Raw genomic sequence first — 25,011 nt, forward strand, 5'->3', positions numbered from 1 at the left:
GTGCCGTTTCTGTTTGAAGATTATCGCCTGGATGCCGGGCGGCGCGAGCTCAGGCGAGGCTCCGAACTCGTCCCCGTTGGACCGAAGGTGTTCGACCTGCTGCTCTTCCTGGTTGAAAACCGCGAACAGGTCGTGACAAGGGACGATCTTTTGAAGGCGGTGTGGGACGGACGGATCGTGTCCGAATCCACGCTGACCAGCCACGTCAATGCCGTGCGCAAGGCAGTTGGGGACACCGGCAAAGAGCAACGTCTGATCCGGACGGTTTCTCGCAGAGGCCTCCGGTTTGTTGGTCAGATCACTGAGGAAGAATTGTCGGCGCGAGCCTCGGTCATGGACCCGGGTGCGGACGTTGGCGTCCCACGTGTAGAGAACATCCAGGAGACAATCAGGGCCTTTGAGGTCGATGCGCCTACTGGAGCGCGAGAGGCTGCGCCATTTTTTGCTGCCGCGGCAGAGAGCCCGCCTCCGCTGCCGGACAAGCCTTCCATTGCGGTGCTTCCGTTTCAGAACATGTCGGGCGATGTCGAACAGGAATACTTTGCCGATGGAATGGCCGAAGACATCATCACGGCGCTGTCCCGTTTCAAGGAGCCATTCGTCATCGCCCGGAACTCCAGCTTCACCTACAAGGCCCGCGCCGTCGACGTTAAGCAGGTGGGGCGAGAGCTCGGGGTGCGTTACGTGTTGGAAGGGAGCGTTCGCAAGGTGGCAAACCGGGTGCGCATCACGGGACAACTCGTCGATGCCGCCACTGGAGCGCATATTTGGGCCGATCGGTTCGATGGCGAGCTCGGCGACATCTTCGAGTTGCAGGACCGGGTGACCGAGAGCGTTGTCGGGGCGATCGCGCCCGCGGTGGAAAAGGCTGAGATCGAGCGCGCCAAACGCAAGCCGATCGCCAGTCTCGATGCCTACGCCATCTATTTGCGCGGTCTGGCCGGTCTCCATCAGTTTGGCAACCGGCAAGCGAACGAGGAGGCATTGCGTCTTTTCAAACGGGCAATCGAGCTCGACCCGGAATTTGCGACCGCCTACGGTCGTGCAGCCTCTTGCTACCTCATCGCCAAAATCAACGGCTGGATCACGGACACGGCGAATGCAATTGCAGAAGTAAAGACGCTCACTCAGCGGGCCGTCGAGTTGGGCAAGAATGACCCCATTGCGCTCTCCGCCGGCGGGAATGCGTTGGCGTTTGTCGTTGGGGAGCTCGGAGTAGGTGCCGGCTTGGTCGACCGCGCGCTGGCGCTCAATTCCAACCTGGGCGAAGGATGGAATTTCGGCGGATGGATAAAAATCTGGCTCGGCGAGCCGGAAGCGGCGATCGAGCGCTTCGCACGCGCCATTCGTCTGAGCCCACTCGATCCGTGGCTGATGGGCATGCGGGCCGGGACCGCGTACGCACATTTTTTTTCGGACCGTTATGACGAAGCGGCATCGTGGGCGGAAATGGCATTGCAGTGCAGCCCGGACTACCGACCGGGATTACGTATCACCGCCGCCAGCAACGCATTGGCCGGCCGCCAAGAGCAGGCACGCAAGGCAGTGGCTCGGCTGCGAGAACTCAGTCCAACGCTACGTCTTTCCAATCTCAAAGACGTCCTTGGCCCTTATCGACGCGCCAAGGACGTCGCGCGATATGAAGAAGGGCTGCGGCAAGCGGGGTTGCCCGAATGATCATCCCAGCCAAGATGCTCGCGCCGCCAATGGCCCCGAGCGGATGCGCTCGGGTTGCCGTTTCTTCAGACTCGGCCGTGAGGTGAGGCGCGCCTCATGTCGTGGCTAACGTCAAGCCGTGTGAGCCAACTGGCGTCTGTTAGCGCCGCGGCAAGTCCGCTTTCGAGAAGTCGGGTTCCTCCGCGGGGTGGCTTGTTTGCAAGGCGTCGATAGCATGCGCCGCGAAGATACTTGTGCTGACCATTGCGAGGATGGTTATCAACATCTTGATGGATCCACGTTCATCATGAGTTTCCAAAAAAGGGCTATTGTCGGGAGAGAAGCGCGAAGCGCATCTTCACGCTGGAATGCTGCTGCGTGGGCAGGTCCCGCTATGTTTGAAGCCCGTGCCGGTTCACTCGCGCCTATCGCGCGGTCCAACCTCCATCGACGGAAATCGCCGTGCCGGTGATCTGGTCTGCTGCGGCCGAGCACAGGAAGGCGACAGTGCCGCCGAGTTGCTCGGGAGATGCGAAATCAAGGGACGGTTGCTTCTCCGCGAGAAGCTCCTCGGTGGCTTGCTTCTGACTGATGCCCCGCTGCGTGGCGATGTCGCTGATCTGCTTCTCGACCAGGGGCGTTCGCACCCAGCCGGGGCAGACCGTGTTGCAGGTCACGCCGCTTCCGGCGGTCTCGAGGCCGACCACCTTGGTGAGGCCGACGAGGCCGTGCTTGGCGGCCACGTAGGCAGCTTTGTGGGTCGAGGCGACGAGGCCGTGCGCAGAGGCGATGTTGACGACACGCCCCCAACGCTGCTGCTTCATCTGCGGCACGGCGGCCGAGATGCCATGGAATGCCGCCGACAGATTGATATCAAGGATGGCCTGCCACTTGGCGGCCGGGAATTCATCAACCGGTGCGGTAAACTGGATGCCGGCATTGTTGACGAGGATGTCGAGACGTCCGAATTTTTCGACCGTCGCGTGGATCAATCCGCGCACGGCCTCGCCCTTCGACATGTCGGCGCCATCGTAGATGCAGCGGACGCCGTGATCGCGCTCCATGCCGCTGCGGATGTTTTCGATCTCATCCGCGTCGCCGAAACCGTTGAGCACGATGTCGGCACCGAGCCTGGCGAGCTCCCTGGCGATTCCAAGTCCGATGCCACTGGTCGATCCGGTGACGACGGCTACTTTGCCCTTCAACATGGCGGCCTCCTTTCAACGTCGATCTTGCGGTGGACGCTTGCGGTCCGTCCGAATGGCCTGCAATTCAATCGTCGGTCGATTCGTTCGCTTCTGAGTCGCGTCCGAGCTGATCAGCACGGGAGGTTTGTCGTACCCGTTCCGACTGCTGCAGAAGATGAGGGCCGTGAGCCCGCATCCGACGACGAGCGAGAACAGCACGCCGGCAGCCATGGCGACGTAGCCGGCTGCCGAAACCTCGATCCCGTCAGCAAGCGTCCAGCTGACGTAGGCGACGAAATCGGTGGCCACCAGGAGCAGGACGAGCACCAGGATGATCGTCCATGAGGCGGCGCCGGAACGTGCCGGCGCAGATCGCCCCGGCGGTAGACGAAGCTCCGTCGTGACGTTCTGCTCGGGAGCGTCGGAGAGGGTCGGCATGGTGTTCTCCTGATCAAAGGGCGACGATCAATCGCGGCGATGGATGTCGTGGGTGACGATGCCGAGCTCGGGCGGGGGCGGATCGAGGCGCCGTCCGTTCGCAAGCGTGCGGCGGATGTCTTCCAACCCGCTCTGCCAGTGGGCGCGCATCGCGCTCAGTCCGAATTCGTAGTCCCTCGAATGACCTTCGTGGAGCTTGGTCTGGTAGATCAGGTGGATGATGTTGTGGGAGCGATGGCGGGCCATATCCGCGATCGCGCGGATTTCCGGATCCCTCTTTGCGGCCTCGGGCAGTCGCTCGATCACCCGCTGCAGGGTCTGACGCATTTTCTGCATGCGCAGCGCCTGGTCGGTGACGGCGCGCGTGCGAGCTCGAATATTGAATGTCCTTCTGACGGCTCGACACCTCCATCATGTCGTAGGGAACGCGGCCTCTGGCCGACCAAAGGTCGATCTGGAAGGTCAGAGTGTCGCGCGGCTCGCCGGACAGCACGCGTGACAAGGGTGTGTTGGAGACCACCCCGCCATCCCAGTAGTGCTCGCCTTCGATCTCGACGGCAGGAAACCCAGGCGGCAGGGCGCCCGAGGCCATGAAGTGTTTCGGGCAGAGCCGGCGTTCGGCGGTGTCGAAATACGTCAGGTTGCCGGTGCGGACGTTGACCGCGCCGACGCTGACGCGCACCTCGCCGGAATTCAGCCGGTCGAAATCGACGAGCCTCTCCAGCGTCCGGTGCAGGGGCGCGGTGTCGTAGAAGCTGGTCGCCGCATCGCCCGAGAACGGCGAGAAAAGCGGGGAAGGGAAGCGCGGCCGGAAGAAGCCGGGCTGACCCTGAACCAGGGCCCGCATCGCCGCCAGCGCATTGCGGATCGAGTGTATGTCGAAGGCAAAAGGCAGGGCATTGGCCAGTCCTTCTCCCGCCGGCCATTCGATCGACTGGGCGCAGATGATCTCCCAAAACTCGCGCAGCCGTTCCACGCGCTCTTCTTCCGGGGCGCCGGCGATGATGGCAGCGTTGAGTGCGCCGATCGAAATGCCGGCCAGCCAGTTCGGCCGGATCCCGGCCTCATGCAAGCCCTCATAGACGCCGGCCTGATAGGCGCCGAGCGCGCCGCCGCCCTGCAGGACCAACGCCACGACGTCGTAGGGCAGCGACCGGGTCTGCTGCGCTACCGGATGGGTCTGTTCGCGCATCACGTTCAACATTGCAGGGCTCCTTGGATGGTGATGACGGTTCAATCGGCTCTGGCTTCGATGGGGGCTTCGGGAGTCGCTCCGCGTCGCCGCACGGCCGGCAGATAGTCGTGGACCACGGTGCCGAGCCCGAGCGTAAGATCGGCAACGACGTGCTTGGCCGACAGCACCTGCAGCACCGGCAGCTCGGCGACGGGCGCAAGCGCATGCGAGTAGAGGTCGAGCGCAGCCGGCCCCGTCCACGCGCCCTTCACGGCGATATCCTCGCAGTGATAGCGGACCAGCTCGCAGATGCGCGCGGTGCCGTCGACATGCGGGATGATCTTGAGCAGGAAATTCGGCGCAGCGAGTTTCTTCGCTTCGGCCTCGATATCGAGGGCGCGATGCTTGTAGCCCATGGTGCCGGTGGCGATGCGCACCGAGCCGTAGTTCAGCGTGCCGACCAGCGTGTCGATCTCGACGGCGAGCTTCGGCTGCGCCAGCTTCTTGGGAAAACCCCACAACTCGCGCCCGCCGGCGATCGGTGGATGATCGTTGAGGAACATCTGGTGGACGAAGCCGCCTGCCTGGCCGCGAAACGACACGGGGATGACCTGGCCGCTTTCGGTGTAGTCGCCGAACCCGGTGGAGTCGGGCATCCGGATGAATTCGTAGTTCACCACCGGCTCGGTCACTTCCAGCGGCTCGGGCACGATGCGGCGCAATGCCTCCGGATCGGTGCGGTATTGGATGATGAAGTATTCGCGGTTGACGAACCGGTAGGGGCCGGGCGGAAAGGCCGGGTTCGTCAGCGGCATGGCGAACGCGCTCGCGCGCACGGTCTCAAGTTTCATCGTCGTCGAGCTCCAGATTGATCCAGGTGAAAGGGCCGCGCCCCGCCGTCGAAGCGCGGCCCGATAGCGGTCAGTAGTCCCAGACGGCCGGCACCCAGCGGAAAGCATTGCGCGCAACCGCCACATGTCCGATGGATGGGAACGGCATGTGCGTGGCCACCAGCAGACCGCCGGTTTCAGCCACTTCCCGCAACAGCTTGATACGAACGCGAACCGCTTCCTCGGGGTCGTGCTCGAAGCCGTTGAACCAGTCGGGGTGCTCGAACCCGACCGTGAAGACAAGGTCGCCGGCGAATGTCAGTTGCTCGCCGCCGGACGTCACGCGAACGATGCTGTGCCCCGGCGTGTGGCCGCCTGTACGCGTGACGAGCACGCCAGGGGCGACCTCGCACTCATCCTCGAACGTCCGCAACTGGTCGCGATACTCAGCCGCGAACTTCTTGGCCGTCTTGCGAAGCGCGTCCGGAAATCCGTCCGGCATGGCGACCTTGGAGAAATCGGGATCCTCCCAGAACTTGACCTCGGCAGCCGCCACGTGGATGCGAAGGTCAGGACGCAGCGCCTCCTTCACACAGTCCATGAGTAGTCCGCCGATGTGGTCCATGTGCATGTGCGTCAGCACCACATCGGTCACGGACGTGAGCTCGACACCGGCTGCCTCGAGCCGAGGGATCACGTGCCCGGCCTTCTCCAGGTCCGGAAACTCCGTCCCCATCCCGGCGTCGACGAGGATGGTCCGGCCGCCACTCTTCACCACGACCACGTTCAGCGCCCAATCGAACGCGTCCGGCGGCAGGAAATTCTCCTTCAGCCAGGCCGCTCGCACCGCCGGTTCGGCGTTTGTGGGCCAGCATCGCACCCGGCAATAGCAGCACGCCGTCGCTGACCACCATCACCTCGATGTTGCCGATCGTCAGCGCGTAGCGCGACGGGACCAACTCGTCGACCTTTGGTCCAGCGGAGGGTGAAGTCATGTGCAGGTTCATGTTCGTCTCCCGTTTCATGTATGGCTGCTGGCTGGTTTCACTGGAGCAGGCCGCGCAGCCAGCACGGAGCGCGACCCGTTTCGCGTGAAGGGGTCTAGAGGAAGCCAGTCACGTCGGTCACACGCTCCGGATCCGCCGAGGCGAGCGCGGCGGCGCGCTGGGCCTTCGGCGGATAAATCCAAACGGTGTTGATCTCCTGCTTGGTCTTCTTGGCTACGTCGCCAACCATGGCCACCTTGCGTTCCCAGCCAGTCGTGAAGAGCGCACCGGCCTCGCCAAGGTCCAGGCAGGTCACGTAACCCTCCTGGTGGTAGCGTTTGGTCGGTACCCCCAGCAGCTCCGCGGCAGCGTTGTTGCCTGCGAACGCGCCCATCCGCGTGGCGTGCTGGCAGGACATCAGCGCGTAATTGCCGTCGCCGTCGCAGGCGGCGCGCGCGGCGTCGCCGGTGGCGAAGACGCCGTTCACTCCCGGCACGCGCAGATCGCGGTCGACCAGCAGCCGGCCGAAATTGTCGCGTTCGGCGGGGATCTGCTGGGTCAAGGGCGCGGCGCGAATACCGGCTGCCCAGATCACGGTCTCGCTTTCGATGTGCTCGCCGCTGGAGAGCGTGACGCCGGACTCATCGAGCGAGGCGACTCCGGCGCCGAGCCGGGTTTCCACGCCGAGCTTGCGCAAGGCGTCCTCGATGACGGGGCGGGGCCCTTCGCCCATGTCGGGGGCGATCGCAGGATTGCGGTCGACGATGATGACGCGCGGCTTGGCCCCTTTGCCGAAGATCTCGCGCAGCCGCGCCGGCATTTCGGTTGCGGCCTCGATGCCTGTGAAACCGCCGCCGGCCACGACGACGGTGTCGCGGCCGTTCACAGCCCGCCGCTTGGCGAGGCCTTTCAGGTGCTTGTCGAGCGCCACCGCGTCATCGAGCGAGTCGACGGCAAACCCGTGCTCGGCGAGGCCCGGAATCTTCGGACGGAACAGTTTGCTGCCGGTGGCTACGACCAAGCGGTCGTAGGACAGCGTCTTCCGGGGTCCTTTGCCAGTTGCGATCTGCACCGAGCGGGACTTGGTGTCGATCGTCTCGGCGCTGCCCTGCACGTAGTTGACGTCGATGGCGTTGAGGACATCGAGCAGCGGCGCCGTCAGGGTCTCGGGCTTCGGCTCGTACAGCCGGGGGCGCACGACGAGCGTCGGTTCCGGCGAAACCAGCGCGATCTCGAGCTCTTCCGGCGAAACGCCCCGGATGTCGCGCAGGCGGGCGGCGGAGAGGGCGGCGTACATGCCGGCGAAGCCGGCGCCGATGATGACTAATCTCATGTCTTTGCTCCTTGGTTTGGACTTCCGAAAGTCCGCGCGCTACCGCCGCCACCCTTCACCAAGGGCGGCGATCGACGACGACGCGAAGGCGTTAAACGAGGGCGTCAGCCCGTTATGGGGGGAGGCACTCCGGCGAGCGCGCGGACATCGGAGACTTCAGCGACCAGCCTTGTCGAAGAACGACGGGCTGAGCCGAGCCCAGAACCCAATCCTGGTAGGGCAGCCAAGGGCGGTCCCGAGTCGTGATGGAGATCGCGGTATAGGTTCTCTGCAGGGATTGCACCGGGATCTCCACCTCTTCGCCGGTTGCCGAGGTGAAGCGCACGGACAGCGAAAGTCCGTACACGACCGCTTTGGCAAGGCCGCGCCGGCGCGATGTGATTGCAAGCTGGTTGACGAAGGTTTTCCGGATCATCGTCGATCTCCAATGGCGTTCGTTGGACGGTGATGGTCTAGTCCGCCCCGCGTAGCGCTGCCCCAGAGGGATGGCCGTACCTGTCGCGCGATTGCTGCTAGTGAACGCGTTTGCGCCGGTCGCTCGGGACAGCGTCGAACGCCAGCCAGGGCTGATGTTTGGCGCGCCACTTGGGGCCGGGGCCGCGCATGTAGTGCAGCTCGGGCCGGTAGCTGTCGCGAATGTCCATGACCAGGTTGCGCACCACGACGGCGAAGTCGGATACGGTCTCGGCCGTCTTGCTGGCGAAGACGGAAATTGTGGACCAGTTCGAAAAATGCAGTGCGATCGCACGGGAATCGACGGTGCTCTTGCGGATCATCTTTCTTCTCCATCCGGTTGGATGTGGGCATTGCGATGATCTAGCGTATCTGAGCTGCGGTCGCCCCAGAGCGATTGCCCTACCTGTAGAGCGATTGCTGCCAACTCATGCGGGTGCGGCAATCGCTCGGGATTGCGGTCACCTCCTGTGACGAATGTGGCCGGCGAGGAACGGCCCCAGTGCGGCTGCGTTAGGAGGACGTCTCGTCCGTATCACGCAGCATTTTCATGTGCCGCAGGGGCGTAGCTGGTTTCGACGGTCCAGGAGTCCTTGGGCTGGCTGTAGAGATGCCAGAACTGCTCGGCCACCGCCGAGGCCTCCTTCGATTCCGGAGACACGAGGGTGCAGACGGTCACCGTCGCGACGTGAATTCCCTTGTCCCGGAGCGGCTCGAAAAGTGCGTGGGCCAGGGCGCGAATGCCGGCCTTGCCGATGCTGATCGAAAGAAAGTCCGCGCTGGGAGCGAGTGCGAAGCCGCCTCCCGTCAACAGGATCGCACCCGATCCTTGCTCTTCCATCATCGGAGCGACAGCCTGCGCTGCCACGAGCGCTCCTCCGATGTTCACGGCGAGATCCTCGTTGAAGCTATCGCGAGGCTGTTCAGACAGAGCCGCCCTGCGCGCGGATGCGGCGTTGTAGTGCAGGACGTCGATCGAGCCGCGCTGTTTCTGAACTTCAGCGACCAGCTCCGCGATGCCATTCGGATCGCTTGAGTCTATCCGTCGTGCGTCCGCCTTGTATCCTTTTCTTGTCAATCTCTCGGCCAGCTCTTTGGTCCTGGCGAGACTGCGGGCGGCCAAAACCACCTGGAAACCTTCTTTGGCGAACCGTTCGGCGGTCGCGAAACCCATCCCCGGGCCCGCGCCGATGCTAAGAAATGTCTTCATTGCCTCTCTCCTTTCGACGCTGTACTTGAAACGTTAAACCACGGTCGCCGAAACCATCACGATATGCGTCTCCGCCAATCGCTGGGGGTTTCGCCGGTCAGTTTCCTGAACGCTGCGGCGAAGGCGGTCTGGGTGGAATAACCGAGCGCGGCTGCGACCGAGACGACCGACACGTCGGTATCGCGCAGCATGTTCATGGCTTGCTCGAGCCGGCGCTGCCGCAGCCAGGCATGCGGCGAGAGCCCGGTGCTTTCTTTGAAGGCGCGGCAGAAGTGGAAGCGCGACAAGCCGGCGTCGGCAGCAAGCGCCGCAAGCGAGACGTCCGCATCGCTATCCGAACGCAGACGTTCGATGGCGCGACTGAGTACCTTGGGCGACAGCCCGCCGATGACCGGCTGGAACGTTGCCGGCGAGCCGGCGTGCGCGGCGAGCAATCGCGTGGCCAGAAGATCGCTCAGTTGGTGCCTGAACAACGAATCCAGCGCGGCGCAGCCTTCCAGGGCGTCCGCCGCGCTCAGCAGCAATCGGGCTGTAATGGGGTCGGGATGCGCCGTTCGTTCCACAAGGTCGCCGGGAGCGGCCGTTCCGGCTTCGTGGGCAACGCGTTCTAGCGTTGTCTGCGGAAGGTAGAGGTGGACGACGCTCAAGGGCTGGTAGATATCCCAGCGCGAGGATGAACCCGCCGGAATGACCGTTACGGTCCCGGGACGCGTCATTCCGTTCAAAAACGCTTTTCCGTCGCGGCGTTCGAATCGAACCGGCTCGGCGGGAAAAGCCATGATCACATGATCGACCATCGGCTTGACCACGTCGTGCAGGGGATCATGCCTCCAGAAGGTGATCACGCCGCTGGACGGATCCGATGCCATCTGCAGCGGCGCCATCTTCAGCACGCGCGTCATTTCCTCGTCGGCGTGCGGGCGCTGCTCGCCGATCGGAAAATCGCGCGGCGGTGCCGGAGTCGCGTCCCGCTGATTGTGCGAAGTATCTTTCAAGCGTGGACTGCTCATGGACCGTCCTCGTCGTTGAGGCGCACCCGGATCGAGCTTTCGAGCTATCCGTTCTAGCCGCAGTCCGATGCGGCGTCTTGCCCAAATTCGCCCCGGATTGTCCAATGCTGAACCGCCGATGTGCTGGCAGGCGCCCGAAATCGCATTCCGTTGCCGCACCGGGCCATGGTCCGTGCACGAGGCGCCGCACATGAGATGGTCAGCACCACTGACGTTCTTGCGTGTCGGAGAGGGCAGTGAAGCTTCGACGAAAGCTGGACGACCGCTTTCTGGCGTCCGATAGTCCACGCACCGTGCGGGGATGACGACATCCGCCGCCCGGCACGGTCAGCAGGACCGGCCCTGGCGCAGAGCGGCTTCCACGGTCAGAAGTACAGCGAATTTCTTCGCCTTCGAGAGGCACCGTCATCGCTGACCACTCGGTCCATCCGAGGTGTCAACGTCGCCGTCACCGAAACTCGGGACGACAATCCCGTTCACGGTCTCTGCGGCGAAATTCCCCTCGAAGACGCGTACATCGTCAGCTTGAAACTTCGCGACTATCCCAACTGCGAATATTGGGAGCGGGGCAAGTGCGTGGTCAGGCCCGACGTGAAGGCGGGCCCGACGTGAAGGCGGGCACGACGTACCTTTACGACCTGAAGTACAATCCGCGCTTCGTGATCGAAAGGCCGTTCCACTCCCTTCACTTCTACCTGCCGGCGCTGGCGCTCGCGCAAGAGGCCGGCGCGCGGCGCGTGGGCCAACTCGACTGCCAGTTCGGCACCGGCTTCCGCGACGAAATCGTTCGCAATATCGGGGCTTCGCTCATGCAGGCATTGCGCCGGCCATCCGAAGCGAACCAGCTTTTCGTCGATCACATGATGCTTGCGCTCACGGCGCACGTCGCCGAGGCCTATGGTGGCCTGCATGTCAGCAAGCCCGCACGCGGCGCCCTTGCTCCGTGGCAGGTCCGGCGAGCTTGCGAAAGGCTCGAAGCCAATCTCGCAGGAACGGTTTCGCTGCAGCAGATCGCGGCCGAGTTCGACCTCTCGGTCAGCTATTTCTCCCGCGCGTTCCGTGTCTCCACCGGTCTGCCGCCACACCGGTGGCTGCTTCGGCAGCGCGTCAAGGTGGCCAAGCAGTTGATGGCCATTCGCGAGTTGCCGCTATCGGAAATCGCGATATCCGCCGGCTTCGCCAATCGAAGTCATTTCACGCGGGTGTTTTCGTCCGCCGTCGGTGTGAGTCCCGGCACGTGGCGCCGCGAAAAACTGGGTTCGACGGAAGCAGAAGCATGAGAAAGTCAGGTCAGCGCCCCCCGGGTCCGTGATGCGGCGTAGGCGGCGCAGCGGGCCGCAAATACCTCGTCCGGCGGATGCCCGATGCCTTCGGCAAGATTTGCCGGATCGAAGGCCAGCCCGTTCCACACCTCATTCGTCTCCAAACCGGTGATGACGATCGTGCCCAGCCGCACCGCTTCGCGCTTGTCCTCGTCCGGCCAGCGGATTGTGACGTCCATGATCGGGTCGCCGGGACAATCGAGCACCGCCATCACGCTAAAGCGGACATCGCGTGCCGCGATCCGCAGCTCGAGGTCATCGTTCCAGACGTCGGCGGACTTTGTCCTAGCTTCGTCCTCGGACAGCATGACCTCCCCGCCGACCGGCTCGACCTTGAATTTGATGAACCGTGTTTCGCCTCTGACATTCGTCGCAGGAAACGCGTGAGAAGGTGGTGCGGGCAAAGCTCCCTCGCTGGCCCCCGGCGGTGGGAAAGTTCGCTTGACGCGGCTTTTCACGATTGGCGGAGGTTAAAGCGTTGCTCTTCGCGCCCGGCCCGCCATTGGAGATGCGCGTGTTTACGAAAGGCAGCATATGTTCGGGCATTCTCGCATCGTGTATCGGGGCGCTCTGCGTGAGAATGTCGGAACACCCGTCAACGTCTCCGAGCCTGAAAGCAAAGTGCCGCAGCACTCCGCTCTCGGCAGCCGCCGTGCCGGGAAAGCCATCGTCCGCGGAGAATTGCGCCAGCACGCGCGATGGGCCGGTTAAGCTCAGCGATCTGGTGATCTCCGCCGCCCGATCCGAGGGAATATACGTCCCGCGGACGCATCGGCCCTCCGTAAAACCTGTCGGTCGTTTTGCTGAACGCTTGGTCACGGCAGTTTCGACCTGAAGCTAGGTTCGGGCCGCTCACGCGGGCGGGTAGTGCTACCCGGGCCGGCCGTTACCGCGTCTGTGGCGCGGCTTGCGGGGTACGATGATGCTTTTCGGATCATCTTTCATCCGTGCGTCAATATGGGCACGGAGATGATTTAGCGGACCGATGGTGCCGCCGCGCCAGAGCGATTGCCCTGGCTGTAGAGCGATTGCTGCCTTTCTTGCGCGTCCGCCTATCGGCTGCACCGGTTAGCGGCCCCGGCCTGGCTGCCCGGATTCGATCGCACCCGGTCACTTGCAGCGTCCGCTGCGGACCCTCGCGTACTGCATAACTCCCGGAAATTGTCGAGGGCGTCCACTAAGCAGCAATATCTCTACAACCGCCTCAATCCCTCTGGGGCACGCGTACGCTCGATCCGTTAAACGGTGGGGCTACGAAACAGATGGAGGCGACAATGGCTTGGATCGAATTCGGAGGCGCATCATGATGCTGGGTATGAGCTTGGCGACGTTCACGATAGTCCACGTGATCATCAGCCTGGTTGCAATCGGGGCGGGCCTGGTCGTGATCTTCGGGATGCTCGGCTCGAAGCGGATGCCGAACCTCACCGCCGTTTTCCTTGCATCCACCATCCTGACCAGCGCTTCGGGGCTTCTGATTCCCCCGCTGCTGATCGATAAGTTGTTGCCGTCCCACATGATTTCCATCCTCTCGCTGGTTCTGCTGGGGATCGCCTGTTTTGGGCTTTACGGCCGGAGGCTCGCCGGATCTTGGCGCTGGATCTACGTGCTCACTGCGCTCCTCTCGCTGTATCTCAACGTCTTCGTGCTGGTGATTCAGTCCTTCCTGAAAGTGCCGGCATTGCATGCGCTGGCCCCAAGCGTGCCGCCGGCCGAGCCGCCGTTCGCCATCGTCCAAGGCATCGTGCTGGTATCCTTCGTGGTCGTGATCATCGGCGCGATCCGGCGCTACCGCCCGGCGTCGGCCGCCGCCGACATGCGTCCCCAACAAGACCTGAACCCGGCAGCCTGGGGCACACGCTCCCTCTCAACGCGCAAATGAGTCGTTCGGGCGGCTGCAGATCGATCAACCCTGTTGACCGATCACGGACCGCCGGCAAAGCCTCGCGTATGGTATCGTTGAATGCGGCCGGGTGAGTTTATCTCGCTTCTCGCCCGCCCCAACATCGCTCGAACGACCGTAGAGCGATGCGCTCATGATCCCTTGAAGCTAGAACCTGAGCACGTCTAACGACAACGGAGGATCACCATGAAGATCGTTGTGATCGGCGGTATCGGCCTGATCGGTTCGAAGACCGTCGCCAATCTGCGCCAAGGCGGGCACGAGGTCGTGGCCGCCTCGCCCCGAAGCGGTATCAACACCATCACCGGCGAAGGACTCAAGGAGGCCATGGCGGGCACGCAGGTGGTGATCGACCTCGCCAACTCGCCCTCATTCGAAGACAAGGCGGTGCTGGAATTCTTCGAGACCTCCGGCCGCAACCTTCTCGCGGCCGAGGCCGCAGCGAACGTCCGGCACCATGTCGCCCTGTCGATCGTCGCGACCGACCGGACCGACAACGGCTATTTCCGCGCCAAGGTCGCCCAGGAGAAACTGATCGAGACCTCCAGCATCCCGTACACCATCGTCCGCGCAACGCAGTTCATGGAGTTCCTCGGCGGCATCGCCGATTCAAGCGTGGACGGCAACAAAGTCAGGCTCCCGCCCATCCTGTTCCAGCCGATCGCGTCGGACGACGTTGCCGCCATCGTTGCCGATGTGGCACTTGCGCCGCCGCGTGGCGGCTTCGTCGAGATCGCAGGGCCGGAACGCGCCCCGTTCAACGAAATCATCGCCCGCTATCTCAAGGCGGTTGGCGATCCGCGCGAGGTCGTGAGCGATCCCGAGGCCCGATACTGGGGCGGCCGGGTCAGCGAGCACTCGCTCGTGCCGCTCGGCGAGGCGCGCCTCGGCCGCATCGGTTTGGACGAATGGATCCGCCGCTCAAAGGCAGCGGCCTGATCTCCACGGGAGGTACGCCCGGTCTCTCAGGGGCGGATCCCGGGCGAACTAAGGAGGCGACCATGACGATCAAACTCGCGGCATTGATTCTTCTGTGCCTCACGGCCGGCACGGCGGTGGCTCAGCAGCCGAAGGTCACGCCACTGATGTCCAAGGACCTTGCGGAGAGTCCCGGCCGCGAAGCTCTGATGATCTCGGTCGAGCATGCACCCGGCGGCTCGAGCGCCATCCATCGGCACAATGCACATGCGTTTGTTTACGTGCTGGAAGGCTCCGTCGTGATGCAGCTGAAGGGCGGACAAGAGGTGACACTGACGCCGGGACAGTCCTTCTATGAAGGCCCTGCCGACGTTCATGTCGTCGACCGGAACGCGAGCGCCACTCAGCCGGCGAAATTCCTGGTGCTCCTGATCAAGGACAAGGGCGCCCCGGCGCTCGTGCCCGCAAAGTGATCTAGATGCAACCCAAGTACGCCACTGGCGCTGCGCCCGTTGTTTGCTGCCCCGCATGGTCAGCTTGTTGCCCTTACGGAACACTGGCGTCGCCTGCTCAGATGCCTAGACCTAGACGTGGAGGGGACTTGGCCTAGTCGGCTGAAGTTGGCTTGTGACGGGAGAACAGACAGCCTGTCCATACTCCGATCAGGGCGTGCACCAGACGACTCGCAGTTCGGCCCGATCGGCGTCGCCTAGCAGCGGCGATTTTGATCAGGTTGCTTACTCAGACAATCCCGTGCCCGCTGTAGATCGAGATAGAACCCGCGCATCATTTTGGACGATAAGGATAGTTGGCGCACCCGACACGATTCGAACGTGTGACCTTTACCTTCGGAGAGCAACGCTCCTTGAGCCCGTTAGGGCTCTCGCTTGACACCGCTTCGGTAGCTTCCGTAAAGAGCTATCGGACGCGATTGTTTCGGCGGTGATTGATTGAAAGCTAGAAAAGAGTGACGGGCATTTGAAAGGTAATTTGGCTTTCCTGACTAATGGGCGATCTTTCACTGATAAGCTTTCATACAAAACCCTATCAGTCGTCGGTTGTGCTGCAGGGTATTCGCGGCAACTGCTTTCACGAACTTCGCACTCATAAAGCACATAGAATCATAGGTTTGCTAGTGTCCTTATCGAATCCGAAGTTCGCTCCGAAGGTGCGGCAAATGATGCGAACTTTGGATTCGGGACACTAGCTAAGAGGGACGCGTCAACGACGCGGTTCCGCGAACTGTGCCAATGTGAAGGCCAAAAGGGGCGGCTGCTGACACGCAGAGTGATCGCTGGTCCTTGCACGGGCGGCCGCTAGGCGCCGCCCGGCGCGAGACCTGTTCAGTAACAAGGAGGATAGGGATGATAGCCGCAATAGGGCCGGGCGTAGGCGGCTCCGACGGCGGCAGCTCCGATAGCAGCAGCACCGGCATACATTGCGCCCCGGTATGCCGTGCGCCGCGTGACGCCCGCAAAGGAAAGCGGTGTAAAGGGCGGCCGATGATATCGATGAAGATCGAGGCTGCGCCGTCCGCGCCGGTGAGATCGCGCTCGAGTGTCTGAACGGTGAAGATCAGCTTGTCCCCGTCCAGCTTCGGATTCTTCAGGACGACGACAGCGTCCTTGACGGAGCCGTCCTTGCTGTTGAAAGCGAAACGGTCGCGTGCGGAGGATCGCTGGCAAAGCTGTCCTTGCCCGCGCCCCAGTCCGCAATGATATCAGCCGTGAGCTGATGGCCCGCGGCGCGCACAGGTCGGTCAGCGAATATGATCGAGTTCGGCGTGATCCCTGTGAGGACAAGGCTATCGCCCTGCAACGTTGCGCCCCGCGAATTGAGAACGATGAGCGATGGCGCAATTTGGGCTTGTGCAGCAGAAGGCGTGCCGATCGTCTTCAGGTCTCCGTGCGTAGCACGCGGTCCCGGTGTCGAGCACCAATGTCGCCGCCAGCAATGCCATGCAAATCTGCAGGCCTTCTTGTTACGCATCTCGTTCTCCTTACGATCGGCCGGAAGCGTCCGGCAGGTTGGTCGGTGCGGACCCTAGACAGCGCAAAACTGGCCGCCTGTGCAAAATCGGCAGAAATGGAGGGCGGTCCAGTTACGACGTTTTCAGCATGGCCCGGCGCGCATTGAGCTGACGGCCCGACATGCGTCAGGTGTTGGGATGTTCTTGCAGATAGCTTTCGCGCGGTTTCGCAAGTAACGCCGTCTTCAAAAAGTAACTGAGGTCCAAGCTTCTGATGTCGCAAACCGCGTCGGATCAACGCGACAGAAAGGCCTGACGACGGGTTCGGCTGTCCGATTTTGCATAGCCTCGTCGGCTCTCACATGCTCCTCTACGAAAACAGAACGCGGTCAGGACCAAGCGCCGGCCCGCGATTAACTAGTCTTTGCGAGATGATCGGGAAGCGAATGCGTGCACCAATTCTGGCCGTCCTCTGCGTTCTCTGCGCATGGTCCGGCTCTGTGTCCTCCGCAGGCGCCCAACAGGCATCGTGGACCCAGATCGGCATGCTGGCTTGCAAGCTCGACCCTAGCGTCGGGTTTGTCATATTTGGCCATCAATCGATGTCATGTCGCTTTACACAGAACCCGCCATTGCCGACTCAACTCTATGAAGGCGCCCTCAATACCGTCGGAATCGATATCGGCGTTTCAGCCGGCGGCGCACTCGCCTGGGCGGTCCTTGCCCCGACGGCAGGCCCTCCGCCCGGTGCCCTCGCCGGCGAATATGTCGGGGCGTCAGGCGACATCGGCCTCGGTTTAGGCGCCGGCGTCAACGTTCTTGTCGGTGGCTCGGGGCGGTCATTTGCGTTGCAGCCCGTTTCGGTAGAGGGCTCGGTAGCCGTCAATGTGACCCTCGGCCTTTCCGGGCTCCAACTGCGTCCGATCTATTGACGCGCCGCCGTCCGACCGCCGCTCGTGCAGACCCGAATTGCTCGACATTGACGAGCACGCGTGAGGCACTTTTCATAGCGAGCTTGCGCCTGCGCCTACGGCGGTCTTCATTTCTCCCGAAATTCGCGTGGCGCAGCGCCGGAAATACGGCGAAATGCACGCGGAAAATGCGTCGGATCGGCATAGCCGGAAGAAAACGCGATTTCGATGATCTTGGCGTCCGTCTCACATAGCAGCTTGGCGGTATTCTCAGAACGGATCAATTCGAGCAAGCTTAATATGTCAGGCCAGCGTTCGAGAGTTTGCGTTGAAAACTCCTGACGCTTGCGCCGGCCATCTCGGCGATTTTCGCGACCGCCGGGATTCCCTCATCCAGGTAAGAAGGCAACATCAGTGCACGGACAAGCTCGTCGTCGAACGGCTGGGGCTCGTCCTCGGAGAAATTCAGCGCCGTATCGCGTGTCAGGCTGGGTAGGTCGAGATGCGCCACGGGCACATCAATCCAGGAGGCTTCCTGGCAAGACAGAAAGCGCGTATTCGGCCAGAATGCCTGAGCCTCCGAGCCTGGCGCATAATTTGCCTCGAAGGCCATCGTTGAGGGAGTCCATTCCGATCCGGCTAACTGTCGAACGATGTGGACGACAAAGAGGTTCTGCAGCCATTGTGAGTGTTCAAGATGGAGCATGCCGGCAGTCCCGCCCAGCTTGCTGAAAATTCTTACACGATCATCGCGGCGCTCCAGCCACATGTACAGGTTCGTGTCTTCGAGCGATGCCCATTTGCACACTTGCTGCAGGGCGACGTACAGCGTCGGAGAGTAGCTGATGATGGTTCGCAGCTTATCGCTCCGGTGGCAGAACTGCAGCCGCCGCGAAGCGGGAAAGCCAATATCCGTGATGCCCTGCGATCTCTGCGCGGCTTGTGCAAACAATATGGCAGGCAATATCGGAACATAATGATCGGCTTTTTCTTGCAGCGCTGTCGGGAGACTAAATTTCGACAGGAGCGTCGCAGTGGGAGCTCCCAGCTCGTTATGAATGTCTGCAAACGGAATCACGAATTGGCAGCGGGTTAGGGGAATTCCGCTCATGTTGCTCGTCTCCTGCCTGCGGCGTTCATTTTAACGGTCGTACTTTGTCGTCGCGGCACTATGAGGAGCGATCTCGAAATTTGCTCGCCGGGTGCATTGGGTGTCGCGTCGCAGCGGTGCATGCGAGGCTGGGACGTGTGCAATTGATCTTAATTCCAGAATTGCAATTTAGGCGGCTCATGGCCAGACGGGCCTACCAATTCGATCACATTATAAGAAGATCGTAAGCAGCGGTTTGAGTAAGGAGATCACGCTTGCAATCTTTCATGACGTGCACATGAAACCCGTCTGTTCGCCATCCCGACACTCTGTCCGCGCGGCGATTTCGGTGTTGCTGCGTCAGGATGACGCATCTGTGCAGTGCACTGCGCGCCAACTGGGCGTGAGCGTGCGCTCATTGCAGCGACACCTCGCTGGTATGGGGACAAGTTACAGCGAGTTGGTCACCGAAGTCCGCCTCGATACGGCCTGCCGCCTCCTTGCGGAGTCCAACGAGCGCATTTCGGACATCGCCTTACGTCTTGGCTACACCGGAGCGAGCAGTTTCAGCCGAAGCTTTGCGCGTTTGATGAAAATGCCGCCGATTGCATATCGGCAGCAGCAGGCCGCCAAAGGGAATGGCAAGGCCCGCGCCAGCAAAAGTTAGCGCATGGGCGGCTTGCACTGAGTGGACGCGGAAGGCGCGAAAACGCAAGGCCGCGACGCAGGTAGCGGCCCCGCATCGCCCCGCGAACGAGCGTCGCGCTAGCATATTACCAGTATTCGAGCTGTGTTTTTTCGGAGGTAAGGCGACCCGGAAGACCATGCATCAATGATTGGCGCGAAATGGCAAGACGCTTCGCGCTGAAAGACGCGAGATGCAGATGTAAAGCCAGACGTTGAGGTCAATTATTATGTACTGCGCCGCTCCTATTGCCATTGCCGATCTGATCTGCACATCCGCGCGAAGCGGTCAGTCAGGGGGCCATGCAAACGAGTTGCGTGCCCATATTCGGGGTAGCTTCCTCACTTCATCGGCTTTTTGGATGCAATCGAAAGGCACCGACCAATGATTGGCGGTGCCAGCGATCGATATCGCGTTCTTGTCGCGCGGGCCGAGGCCATCGCTGCGGGGAACGTTGAAGAAATGCCTCGCATCCCCGCGATATGCCACCGGCTCTCAGTGAGCCAGCGTACTCTACGAAAAGCGTTCAGGAGCGTTTACGGCCAGTCGCCGTGCCGTCGAATTCGTGTGCTCCGACTGAATCAGGCGAGGCAGGCACTTCTCGCGGTGGACGGCGAGACAGCAAAGGTGACGGAAATTGCGATCTGCTTCGGCTTTTTCGAGCTTGGACGGTTTTCGGTTGAGTATCGCAAGCTGTTCGGCGAGAGCCCTTCGCAGACGCTTCGAGCGGCGGGCCGGGACAGCGATATGTCGCACGGTGGCAGAGCTGGACTGCGCAACGCCAGGATCGATTACCAGAATCCTTTGTCGAGGGCTTTCAGCGCGGGCGTGATGGACGCGACTCAAGATCGTGATGTCGAAAGCGTATAGCTACAGCGGGCTAGCCGAGACGAGGCGAACCCGCAGGGAAAACCAACCGGAAGGGCGCCGTGTCGATTGACCTGACGAAGGCCTGGTATGTTTCGTTCGAGGTGCCGAAAAGGATGCGCAAGACATCCACGCAACGACAGCCGAGACAGAGTGAGAGCTTTCCGACAGAACTCGACGCCCAGAGGTTTGCCCGCCAGAAGTTCGAGCAAGGATACATCGTGACCGCGGGCACCATCAACCCCTGCACACCGCGACGGGCGATACCTTCGGCGGTCATTCACCATTGGCTTGCGGAAACGTCCGAACCGCCGTTGGGCGAACCGGCCTTATTCGAGGACACCAAGGAGCCGGATCTGCCGTAGGAGCCTGCCGCGATACGGTGCGCCCGTGCATTGGCAGAATTTGCATAGACCGTTCCGACGAATTGCCGATATCGTTTCAACGATCTTTTCCCGGAATGTGCCGGGTTCACCGGATGGCGCATAGTGGGCGATGACCGAGATAGTGCCTGTCGCTCCCTCGATCGATCAGCTTGGCCGCATCACTGCTGTCAGACATCGCCGATAAGGACCCCGTTCGAGGAGAGTGTTTTGCAGGTTGCGGGGAGGGTTGGAGCGCTGAACGCGCGCAATTGCGTTGGTTTCCCGGGATTGGTGCTGGCCGTCTTGATTTGCCTCTCCAGCGGAATTGCCCGTGCTGGAGATGAAGACGATGATTCTGCGAACGGGGTGTCGAGCGCGCCGAACGTCTACCTGGACATGAGAACCACCTACGCGAGGGTGCCCGCCGGTGCGCTGGCGGTCGGCTTCGGCAATTCGTCCTTGCTCGCGGCGTTGCAATCCGCTGCCATCTCGAACGCCGGCAGCCTGGCTGCGATTGCGGGCGGTGCGGCGATGCCGGGCGCCCAGAGCGTCGTGGTCGATCTTCCCATGACGATCGACGTGAACGATAATGTCTCGCTCTATGCCGGCGTATCAGCCAGCTCGACCAGCACTCCGATGACCGGCTGGTCGTCCGTGGCGATTACGAGCTGGAATCTTGGATTTCAGGCCGATCTCTACAATCAGAACGGCGGCTCGATTCCGACCCTGAGTTGGCAATCGACCATTACCCAGGCGATTCCGAATGGACCGTTTGCTACCACGAGTTTTACAAATGTTTTCGAGTTCGACTATGCGTTCGACCAGGACGAGACTCGTGGGTTGCTCGCGGGTGTGCAGGACACACGGGTTGTCATCGGCAGTCAACTCGCGACCATCCATTCCGATATCATGGGCTATGTCGGCGGTTACTACCAATGGCCGAACAATTGGAAGCTTACGAGCCGCGCGGGCGTGCAGGTTTTCGGCGGCGCCGAGCTCTTGGGCCGCGCGTCGGTCTCCTCCTTTACCCAGCCGATCGTGCGACTGGACCTTGACCGGATGGACGACAATGACAACCGACTGTTTGGCGTGACCGCGCAGATCATGTGGGTACCAAAGCCTGCTTACCAGATCACGCTCAGGACGCCGCTCTATTTCGCACGCAACTAGGGCTTCCGGGTCAGCATGACGGAGTTTCGGCAAGGTTGAACCAGGCCAGGAGCGCCCGGTCATCGCTCGACACCACCGGATTGTCAGAATTTGCATATTCGTCAGCCTGCTCGCCTGACACCGAGAGACCATTGGCGCTCAACACCGACTGCGCGCCGATGCTTTCGCTGCGGCAACTTGGCCACAGTCGGGAAAACAGAACGCGCGCGTCAGATTCTGCATAGTGGGTTGCGCGCATTCGATGCGATCACCGCTACACGATTTCTTCAATCAATCAGGTGCGGCAATGAATAAGATTGGAAAGTTTGGGGTTGCGATCGCGGCCTCGCTGATGATGGGTGGTTATGCGGCCGCGGCGGATTTGCCGACGGCGCCCGCCTACAAGGCGCAGGCTCCGGTTGCCGCCGTCTACAACTGGACGGGATTCTATGTCGGCGGCAACGGCGGGTACGGCTGGGGCAACCAGGACCCGATGGTGCTGTTCGCCAACAGGTTCGATCGAGCCGGTTTTGACATCAGTGGCGGCATGATCGGCGGCACGTTTGGTGGGCAGATTCAGCAGGGATACGTCGTGCTCGGCCTGGAAGGTGACATCGACTGGGCCAACATCAGCGGGTCCTCCGTCGTAACGCCGAGCATTCTCGGCATCGGACAGGGCGTCACGCTGAACACCTCGTCAAACATCAGCGCGCTGGCGACGGTGAGGGCCCGGGTCGGTATCGCCATGAACAACGTCCTGATCTACGCCACCGGCGGCGGAGCCTTCGTCAAGTCGACCGCCAGCGCATCAACCATCGCCGGCGTGCCCTGCGGCACGGTTGGCGTCTTGCCGGATTGCCCAGCCTCGTCCTGGCGTCCGGGCATCTCCGCGGGTTTCGGCGTGGAATACGGCTTTACACCGAACTGGTCCGTGAAGGCCGAGTATCTCTACACGAAAGTCGTCGGCACCGGAGTCAGCACGGATGAATTGAATGTCGTGCGTGGCGGCATCAACTACCGGTTCTGAACAAGGGACATCGATCACATATTCGGTCCCGTTCGACGGACGATGCGCCGCCTCGAACGTCCGATAGGACTGTCTTGATCCTGATCGTGCATCCGAGCCGATGCTTTTCAGCTCGGATGCCAGTCGCGCGCGAAGGCGCCCGGCCTCTGAAAGTCGTCTGAGATCTTTCTACATCCGATTCATCACAATGGGATCCCCAATGCGTTCGAGACTGCTGCTTTCCGTAGCTCTGCTGGTTGCCACAATGGTGTCTGCCAGGGCCCAGACCCCGCTGTCGGCCTATGTCGACGCGAATGGATTCATCGATGTTCAGAAGCTGACCTGCGCGCAACTCGCCGGGACCTACCAGGAGGACGCCGATGCGCTGACGGCCTGGTACAGCGGCTGGTACAACGGCCTTGCCAAGAAGCATTTCCTCGACCTGCGCAAGGGCAAGCTCGTGGAGCACGAAGTCATCGTCTACTGCAAGGCACATCCCGAAAAGCTCATCATCGACGCTATTGCCGTCGTGTTCAAGGCGGAGCGGGAGATGATGGGAATCCAGATGAAGTAGATTGTCAGAGGGCGGATCGGTCGCACGTTGCCGACCGATCCGCTGTGCGCAGTGTTACTAAGAGCGGCATCGCCTGTTCTATTTTTCTCTTGAATTGCCGCTCAGACGGGCGGGATATTTTGAATTGAATGATTTCGGGCAATACACCGACGCCGTTAGAGGCGCGAGGGTGACATTTCTGAAATCCGCTCCGTCCTCTCACGATTGGGGCGTGAAGTCTCTCGCATTGAATCGCACGATCCTTCAGTTTGGCACCGACGGCGGCCCCGGGATTGCGCATGGCGTCACCGACCCGAATTTTACGACGTTGATCGTCCAGTCCTCCAACTTCGACGATCGCGTCGTGCTCGATGGTGTGCCATGCCAGGCCTCTGACCTGGTCATTTTCCCTCCGAACTGTCACTTCACCTTTGTCCGTTCCGGTCATGTCGAATGGGTGGCGTGGTCGCTGCCCAATGAGGAGAGCATCGCGAGGAACATGCTCCCTGCGGCCACAACTCAGGCTTCGCCGAAGACCGCCAAGCATCTCGTCCGGTTGCCAGAGCCGATCAAATCGAAGCTGATCGAGGTGTCGAGGCAGGCTCTGCGTTCCTTCTCCGATTCTGCCTTCGCTGACCGGCCTATGATGGCGCGGGAGGCAGAGGACGCCCTGATGGATCAGCTGGCTTGCATCCGGGATAATCGCCTGAGCCAAAGCTTCCTGCCCAACAAGTACACCCTCTCGTACGAGCGAATCGTTCTGGAGGCGCTTGAGTTCGTTGGGACCAGGTCGGAAAGCATCGTCCATATCAAGGACATCGTGAAAGCGACCAAGGTGGAATACCGCACCTTGCTGCGTGCTTTCGAGCGCTATCTCGGCTTCTCGCCAAAGCTCTATCTGAGGCTTCGGCAGCTAAACCTGGTTTATCACGAGATCAGTCGCGACAACGGTGCATCGGTCGGAGTCGTCGATATCCTGTCGGCACACGGCGTCACCGAGTTCGGCAGATTTGCCGGCCACTACCGGTCGCTGTTCGGCGAGTTGCCATCCGAGACATATCGCCGGTCTCGCGCATTGAGGTCTGGCAACGTGCCGTGACCTCGAAGTGGGGTTTTGGTGCAACACCGCTAAGAATTGGTCGGCGGTGACAGTTTCTGCATACCGACTGAGACAAGGTCGATGGCAAGTGGCTCATGTGTTTTCCACGTTCAATGAGGCTTGCAGGCGATGAAGAAAATCAGTTTACTTACCGCAGCGGCGGTGATGTCCGTTGCGTTCACGGGTATTGCAAAGGCCGCCGATCTTCCGCAGCGGCCGGCGTACAAGGCGGCGCCGATCGCCGCGCCCATGATGTACAACTGGTCCGGCTTCTATCTCGGTATCAACGGTGGATATGGCTGGAGCAACCAGTGCATCGATATCACCGCAATCAATGGAATTGGCGGCGTCTTCGCGGAAGGCTGCAATAGCAAGGGCGGCGGCATCATCGGTGGCCAGCTTGGCTATCGTTGGCAGGCCGGACAATTGGTGTACGGTCTGGAAGCGCAGGGCGACTGGGCCAACATCCGCAACACGCGCATCAGTGCGCAGGACCCGACACGTACTTACAAGTCGACCCTCGCCGGCCTGGGCCTCTTCACGGCTCAACTGGGCTACGCGGCCAACGAGGCCTTGTTCTACGTCAAGGGCGGCGGCGCGGTTGGCAGCCAGGACTTTGCCATCATCGACAATGTGAGCGGCACGGGCCTCGCCTTCGCGAACCGGACCCGCTGGGGTGGCGTCGTGGGTGTCGGCTTCGAGTATGGCTTCTCTCCGAATTGGACGGCCGGCATCGAGTACGACTATCTGTGGCGGGTAAACGAGAGCAACACGTTCCTGACGCCGTCACTCGGGCGCATCACGTCGATCACCGCCAACACCAAGACGGACGCGAGTCTGCTGGCGCTCCGCCTCAACTATAAGTTCGGTTACTAGTGAAGAAAGGAGGTCGTCCAA

Annotated in this window: 27 protein-coding genes and 2 pseudogenes; 14 read left to right on the forward strand and 15 right to left on the reverse strand. The window is 61.7% G+C overall.

What is annotated here, in order from left to right; translation table 11 throughout:
• Complete coding sequence (locus tag ACVMB1_RS08205; RefSeq protein WP_456848439.1) at positions 1 to 1,677, forward strand: winged helix-turn-helix domain-containing tetratricopeptide repeat protein; 1,677 nt, start codon at positions 1 to 3, stop codon at positions 1,675 to 1,677.
• Positions 1,678 to 2,081: 404 nt separating this feature from the next.
• Here ACVMB1_RS08205 and ACVMB1_RS08210 read toward each other — a convergent pair whose 3' ends face one another.
• From ACVMB1_RS08210 to ACVMB1_RS08255, 10 genes and pseudogenes are all read right to left on the reverse strand, one after another.
• Positions 2,082 to 2,864, reverse strand: a complete 783-nt coding sequence (locus ACVMB1_RS08210) for a 3-hydroxybutyrate dehydrogenase (RefSeq protein ID WP_456848441.1) — start codon at positions 2,862 to 2,864, stop codon at positions 2,082 to 2,084.
• A gap of 12 nt (positions 2,865 to 2,876) precedes the next feature.
• On the reverse strand, positions 2,877 to 3,281 hold the full coding sequence (locus ACVMB1_RS08215) for a hypothetical protein (protein WP_456848443.1): 405 nt from the start codon (positions 3,279 to 3,281) through the stop codon (positions 2,877 to 2,879).
• A 27-nt stretch (positions 3,282 to 3,308) separates the two neighbouring features.
• Positions 3,309 to 4,485, reverse strand: a pseudogene (locus ACVMB1_RS08220) (DUF3734 domain-containing protein).
• 29 nt (positions 4,486 to 4,514) lie between these two features.
• Positions 4,515 to 5,306 carry an acetoacetate decarboxylase gene (locus ACVMB1_RS08225; protein WP_456848445.1) on the reverse strand — a complete coding sequence of 264 codons (792 nt, stop codon included), beginning with the start codon at positions 5,304 to 5,306 and terminating at the stop codon, positions 4,515 to 4,517.
• A gap of 70 nt (positions 5,307 to 5,376) precedes the next feature.
• A pseudogene (locus tag ACVMB1_RS08230) lies at positions 5,377 to 6,310 on the reverse strand (MBL fold metallo-hydrolase).
• A gap of 76 nt (positions 6,311 to 6,386) precedes the next feature.
• A complete protein-coding gene (locus ACVMB1_RS08235) occupies positions 6,387 to 7,604 on the reverse strand; it encodes an NAD(P)/FAD-dependent oxidoreductase (RefSeq protein WP_456848447.1) in 1,218 nt (405 codons plus the stop codon).
• A 112-nt stretch (positions 7,605 to 7,716) separates the two neighbouring features.
• A complete protein-coding gene (locus ACVMB1_RS08240) occupies positions 7,717 to 8,019 on the reverse strand; it encodes a hypothetical protein (RefSeq protein ID WP_456848448.1) in 303 nt (100 codons plus the stop codon).
• 97 nt (positions 8,020 to 8,116) lie between these two features.
• The gene (locus ACVMB1_RS08245) at positions 8,117 to 8,380 is read right to left on the reverse strand and encodes a hypothetical protein (protein WP_316398780.1); all 264 of its coding nucleotides are present in this window, start codon (positions 8,378 to 8,380) and stop codon (positions 8,117 to 8,119) included.
• Positions 8,381 to 8,592: 212 nt separating this feature from the next.
• On the reverse strand, positions 8,593 to 9,267 hold the full coding sequence (locus tag ACVMB1_RS08250; protein ID WP_456848451.1) for an SDR family NAD(P)-dependent oxidoreductase: 675 nt from the start codon (positions 9,265 to 9,267) through the stop codon (positions 8,593 to 8,595).
• Between the two features lie 56 nt (positions 9,268 to 9,323).
• Positions 9,324 to 10,277: a helix-turn-helix transcriptional regulator gene (locus ACVMB1_RS08255; RefSeq protein WP_456848452.1), complete on the reverse strand. Its 954-nt coding sequence runs from the start codon at positions 10,275 to 10,277 to the stop codon at positions 9,324 to 9,326.
• A 572-nt stretch (positions 10,278 to 10,849) separates the two neighbouring features.
• Between ACVMB1_RS08255 and ACVMB1_RS08260 the strand changes: the two genes are divergently transcribed.
• Complete coding sequence (locus tag ACVMB1_RS08260; protein WP_456848454.1) at positions 10,850 to 11,557, forward strand: helix-turn-helix domain-containing protein; 708 nt, start codon at positions 10,850 to 10,852, stop codon at positions 11,555 to 11,557.
• Between the two features lie 5 nt (positions 11,558 to 11,562).
• Here the strand turns inward: ACVMB1_RS08260 and ACVMB1_RS08265 are convergent, their stop codons facing one another.
• Complete coding sequence (locus ACVMB1_RS08265) at positions 11,563 to 12,057, reverse strand: catalase (protein WP_456848456.1); 495 nt, start codon at positions 12,055 to 12,057, stop codon at positions 11,563 to 11,565.
• An 845-nt stretch (positions 12,058 to 12,902) separates the two neighbouring features.
• Here ACVMB1_RS08265 and ACVMB1_RS08270 point away from each other — a divergent pair.
• The 3 genes from ACVMB1_RS08270 to ACVMB1_RS08280 all read left to right on the forward strand — a co-directional run bounded on the left by ACVMB1_RS08270 (position 12,903) and on the right by ACVMB1_RS08280 (position 14,893).
• The gene (locus ACVMB1_RS08270; RefSeq protein ID WP_456848458.1) at positions 12,903 to 13,481 is read left to right on the forward strand and encodes a hypothetical protein; all 579 of its coding nucleotides are present in this window, start codon (positions 12,903 to 12,905) and stop codon (positions 13,479 to 13,481) included.
• A gap of 207 nt (positions 13,482 to 13,688) precedes the next feature.
• Positions 13,689 to 14,441 (forward strand): SDR family oxidoreductase, encoded by a 753-nt coding sequence (locus ACVMB1_RS08275; RefSeq protein WP_456848460.1) that lies wholly within the window; start codon positions 13,689 to 13,691, stop codon positions 14,439 to 14,441.
• 62 nt (positions 14,442 to 14,503) lie between these two features.
• Complete coding sequence (locus ACVMB1_RS08280; RefSeq protein WP_316398787.1) at positions 14,504 to 14,893, forward strand: cupin domain-containing protein; 390 nt, start codon at positions 14,504 to 14,506, stop codon at positions 14,891 to 14,893.
• Positions 14,894 to 16,025: 1,132 nt separating this feature from the next.
• On the opposite strand, the gene ACVMB1_RS08285 is transcribed toward ACVMB1_RS08280, so the two are convergent.
• Positions 16,026 to 16,409, reverse strand: a complete 384-nt coding sequence (locus ACVMB1_RS08285) for a hypothetical protein (protein WP_456848462.1) — start codon at positions 16,407 to 16,409, stop codon at positions 16,026 to 16,028.
• Between the two features lie 426 nt (positions 16,410 to 16,835).
• Here ACVMB1_RS08285 and ACVMB1_RS08290 point away from each other — a divergent pair, with 426 nt between their 5' ends.
• Positions 16,836 to 17,321 (forward strand): DUF992 domain-containing protein, encoded by a 486-nt coding sequence (locus tag ACVMB1_RS08290; protein WP_256527889.1) that lies wholly within the window; start codon positions 16,836 to 16,838, stop codon positions 17,319 to 17,321.
• Positions 17,322 to 17,428: 107 nt separating this feature from the next.
• On the opposite strand, the gene ACVMB1_RS08295 is transcribed toward ACVMB1_RS08290, so the two are convergent.
• Complete coding sequence (locus ACVMB1_RS08295) at positions 17,429 to 17,593, reverse strand: helix-turn-helix domain-containing protein (RefSeq protein WP_456848464.1); 165 nt, start codon at positions 17,591 to 17,593, stop codon at positions 17,429 to 17,431.
• A gap of 2 nt (positions 17,594 to 17,595) precedes the next feature.
• Positions 17,596 to 18,411 (reverse strand): AraC family transcriptional regulator, encoded by an 816-nt coding sequence (locus tag ACVMB1_RS08300; RefSeq protein WP_456848466.1) that lies wholly within the window; start codon positions 18,409 to 18,411, stop codon positions 17,596 to 17,598.
• Between the two features lie 235 nt (positions 18,412 to 18,646).
• Between ACVMB1_RS08300 and ACVMB1_RS08305 the strand changes: the two genes are divergently transcribed.
• The 4 genes from ACVMB1_RS08305 to ACVMB1_RS08320 all read left to right on the forward strand — a co-directional run bounded on the left by ACVMB1_RS08305 (position 18,647) and on the right by ACVMB1_RS08320 (position 21,477).
• On the forward strand, positions 18,647 to 19,057 hold the full coding sequence (locus tag ACVMB1_RS08305) for a helix-turn-helix domain-containing protein (RefSeq protein ID WP_456827409.1): 411 nt from the start codon (positions 18,647 to 18,649) through the stop codon (positions 19,055 to 19,057).
• 402 nt (positions 19,058 to 19,459) lie between these two features.
• The gene (locus ACVMB1_RS08310) at positions 19,460 to 19,945 is read left to right on the forward strand and encodes a helix-turn-helix domain-containing protein (protein ID WP_057017169.1); all 486 of its coding nucleotides are present in this window, start codon (positions 19,460 to 19,462) and stop codon (positions 19,943 to 19,945) included.
• 59 nt (positions 19,946 to 20,004) lie between these two features.
• Positions 20,005 to 20,307 carry a hypothetical protein gene (locus ACVMB1_RS08315; protein ID WP_063790084.1) on the forward strand — a complete coding sequence of 101 codons (303 nt, stop codon included), beginning with the start codon at positions 20,005 to 20,007 and terminating at the stop codon, positions 20,305 to 20,307.
• Positions 20,308 to 20,535: 228 nt separating this feature from the next.
• Positions 20,536 to 21,477 carry a hypothetical protein gene (locus ACVMB1_RS08320; protein ID WP_456827410.1) on the forward strand — a complete coding sequence of 314 codons (942 nt, stop codon included), beginning with the start codon at positions 20,536 to 20,538 and terminating at the stop codon, positions 21,475 to 21,477.
• Positions 21,478 to 21,487: 10 nt separating this feature from the next.
• Here the strand turns inward: ACVMB1_RS08320 and ACVMB1_RS08325 are convergent, their stop codons facing one another.
• Positions 21,488 to 21,715: a hypothetical protein gene (locus tag ACVMB1_RS08325; protein ID WP_141340145.1), complete on the reverse strand. Its 228-nt coding sequence runs from the start codon at positions 21,713 to 21,715 to the stop codon at positions 21,488 to 21,490.
• Positions 21,716 to 21,763: 48 nt separating this feature from the next.
• Here ACVMB1_RS08325 and ACVMB1_RS08330 point away from each other — a divergent pair, with 48 nt between their 5' ends.
• From ACVMB1_RS08330 to ACVMB1_RS08345, 4 genes are all read left to right on the forward strand, one after another.
• The gene (locus ACVMB1_RS08330) at positions 21,764 to 22,483 is read left to right on the forward strand and encodes an outer membrane protein (RefSeq protein WP_456848468.1); all 720 of its coding nucleotides are present in this window, start codon (positions 21,764 to 21,766) and stop codon (positions 22,481 to 22,483) included.
• 199 nt (positions 22,484 to 22,682) lie between these two features.
• Positions 22,683 to 23,036 carry an HdeA/HdeB family chaperone gene (locus ACVMB1_RS08335; protein ID WP_076826357.1) on the forward strand — a complete coding sequence of 118 codons (354 nt, stop codon included), beginning with the start codon at positions 22,683 to 22,685 and terminating at the stop codon, positions 23,034 to 23,036.
• Positions 23,037 to 23,247: 211 nt separating this feature from the next.
• Positions 23,248 to 24,114, forward strand: a complete 867-nt coding sequence (locus tag ACVMB1_RS08340; RefSeq protein WP_310884826.1) for a helix-turn-helix domain-containing protein — start codon at positions 23,248 to 23,250, stop codon at positions 24,112 to 24,114.
• Between the two features lie 129 nt (positions 24,115 to 24,243).
• The gene (locus tag ACVMB1_RS08345) at positions 24,244 to 24,990 is read left to right on the forward strand and encodes an outer membrane protein (RefSeq protein WP_076826360.1); all 747 of its coding nucleotides are present in this window, start codon (positions 24,244 to 24,246) and stop codon (positions 24,988 to 24,990) included.
• The last annotated feature ends 21 nt before the right edge of the window (positions 24,991 to 25,011 follow it).

The sequence above is a fragment of the Bradyrhizobium sp. USDA 4504 genome (assembly GCF_054063995.1).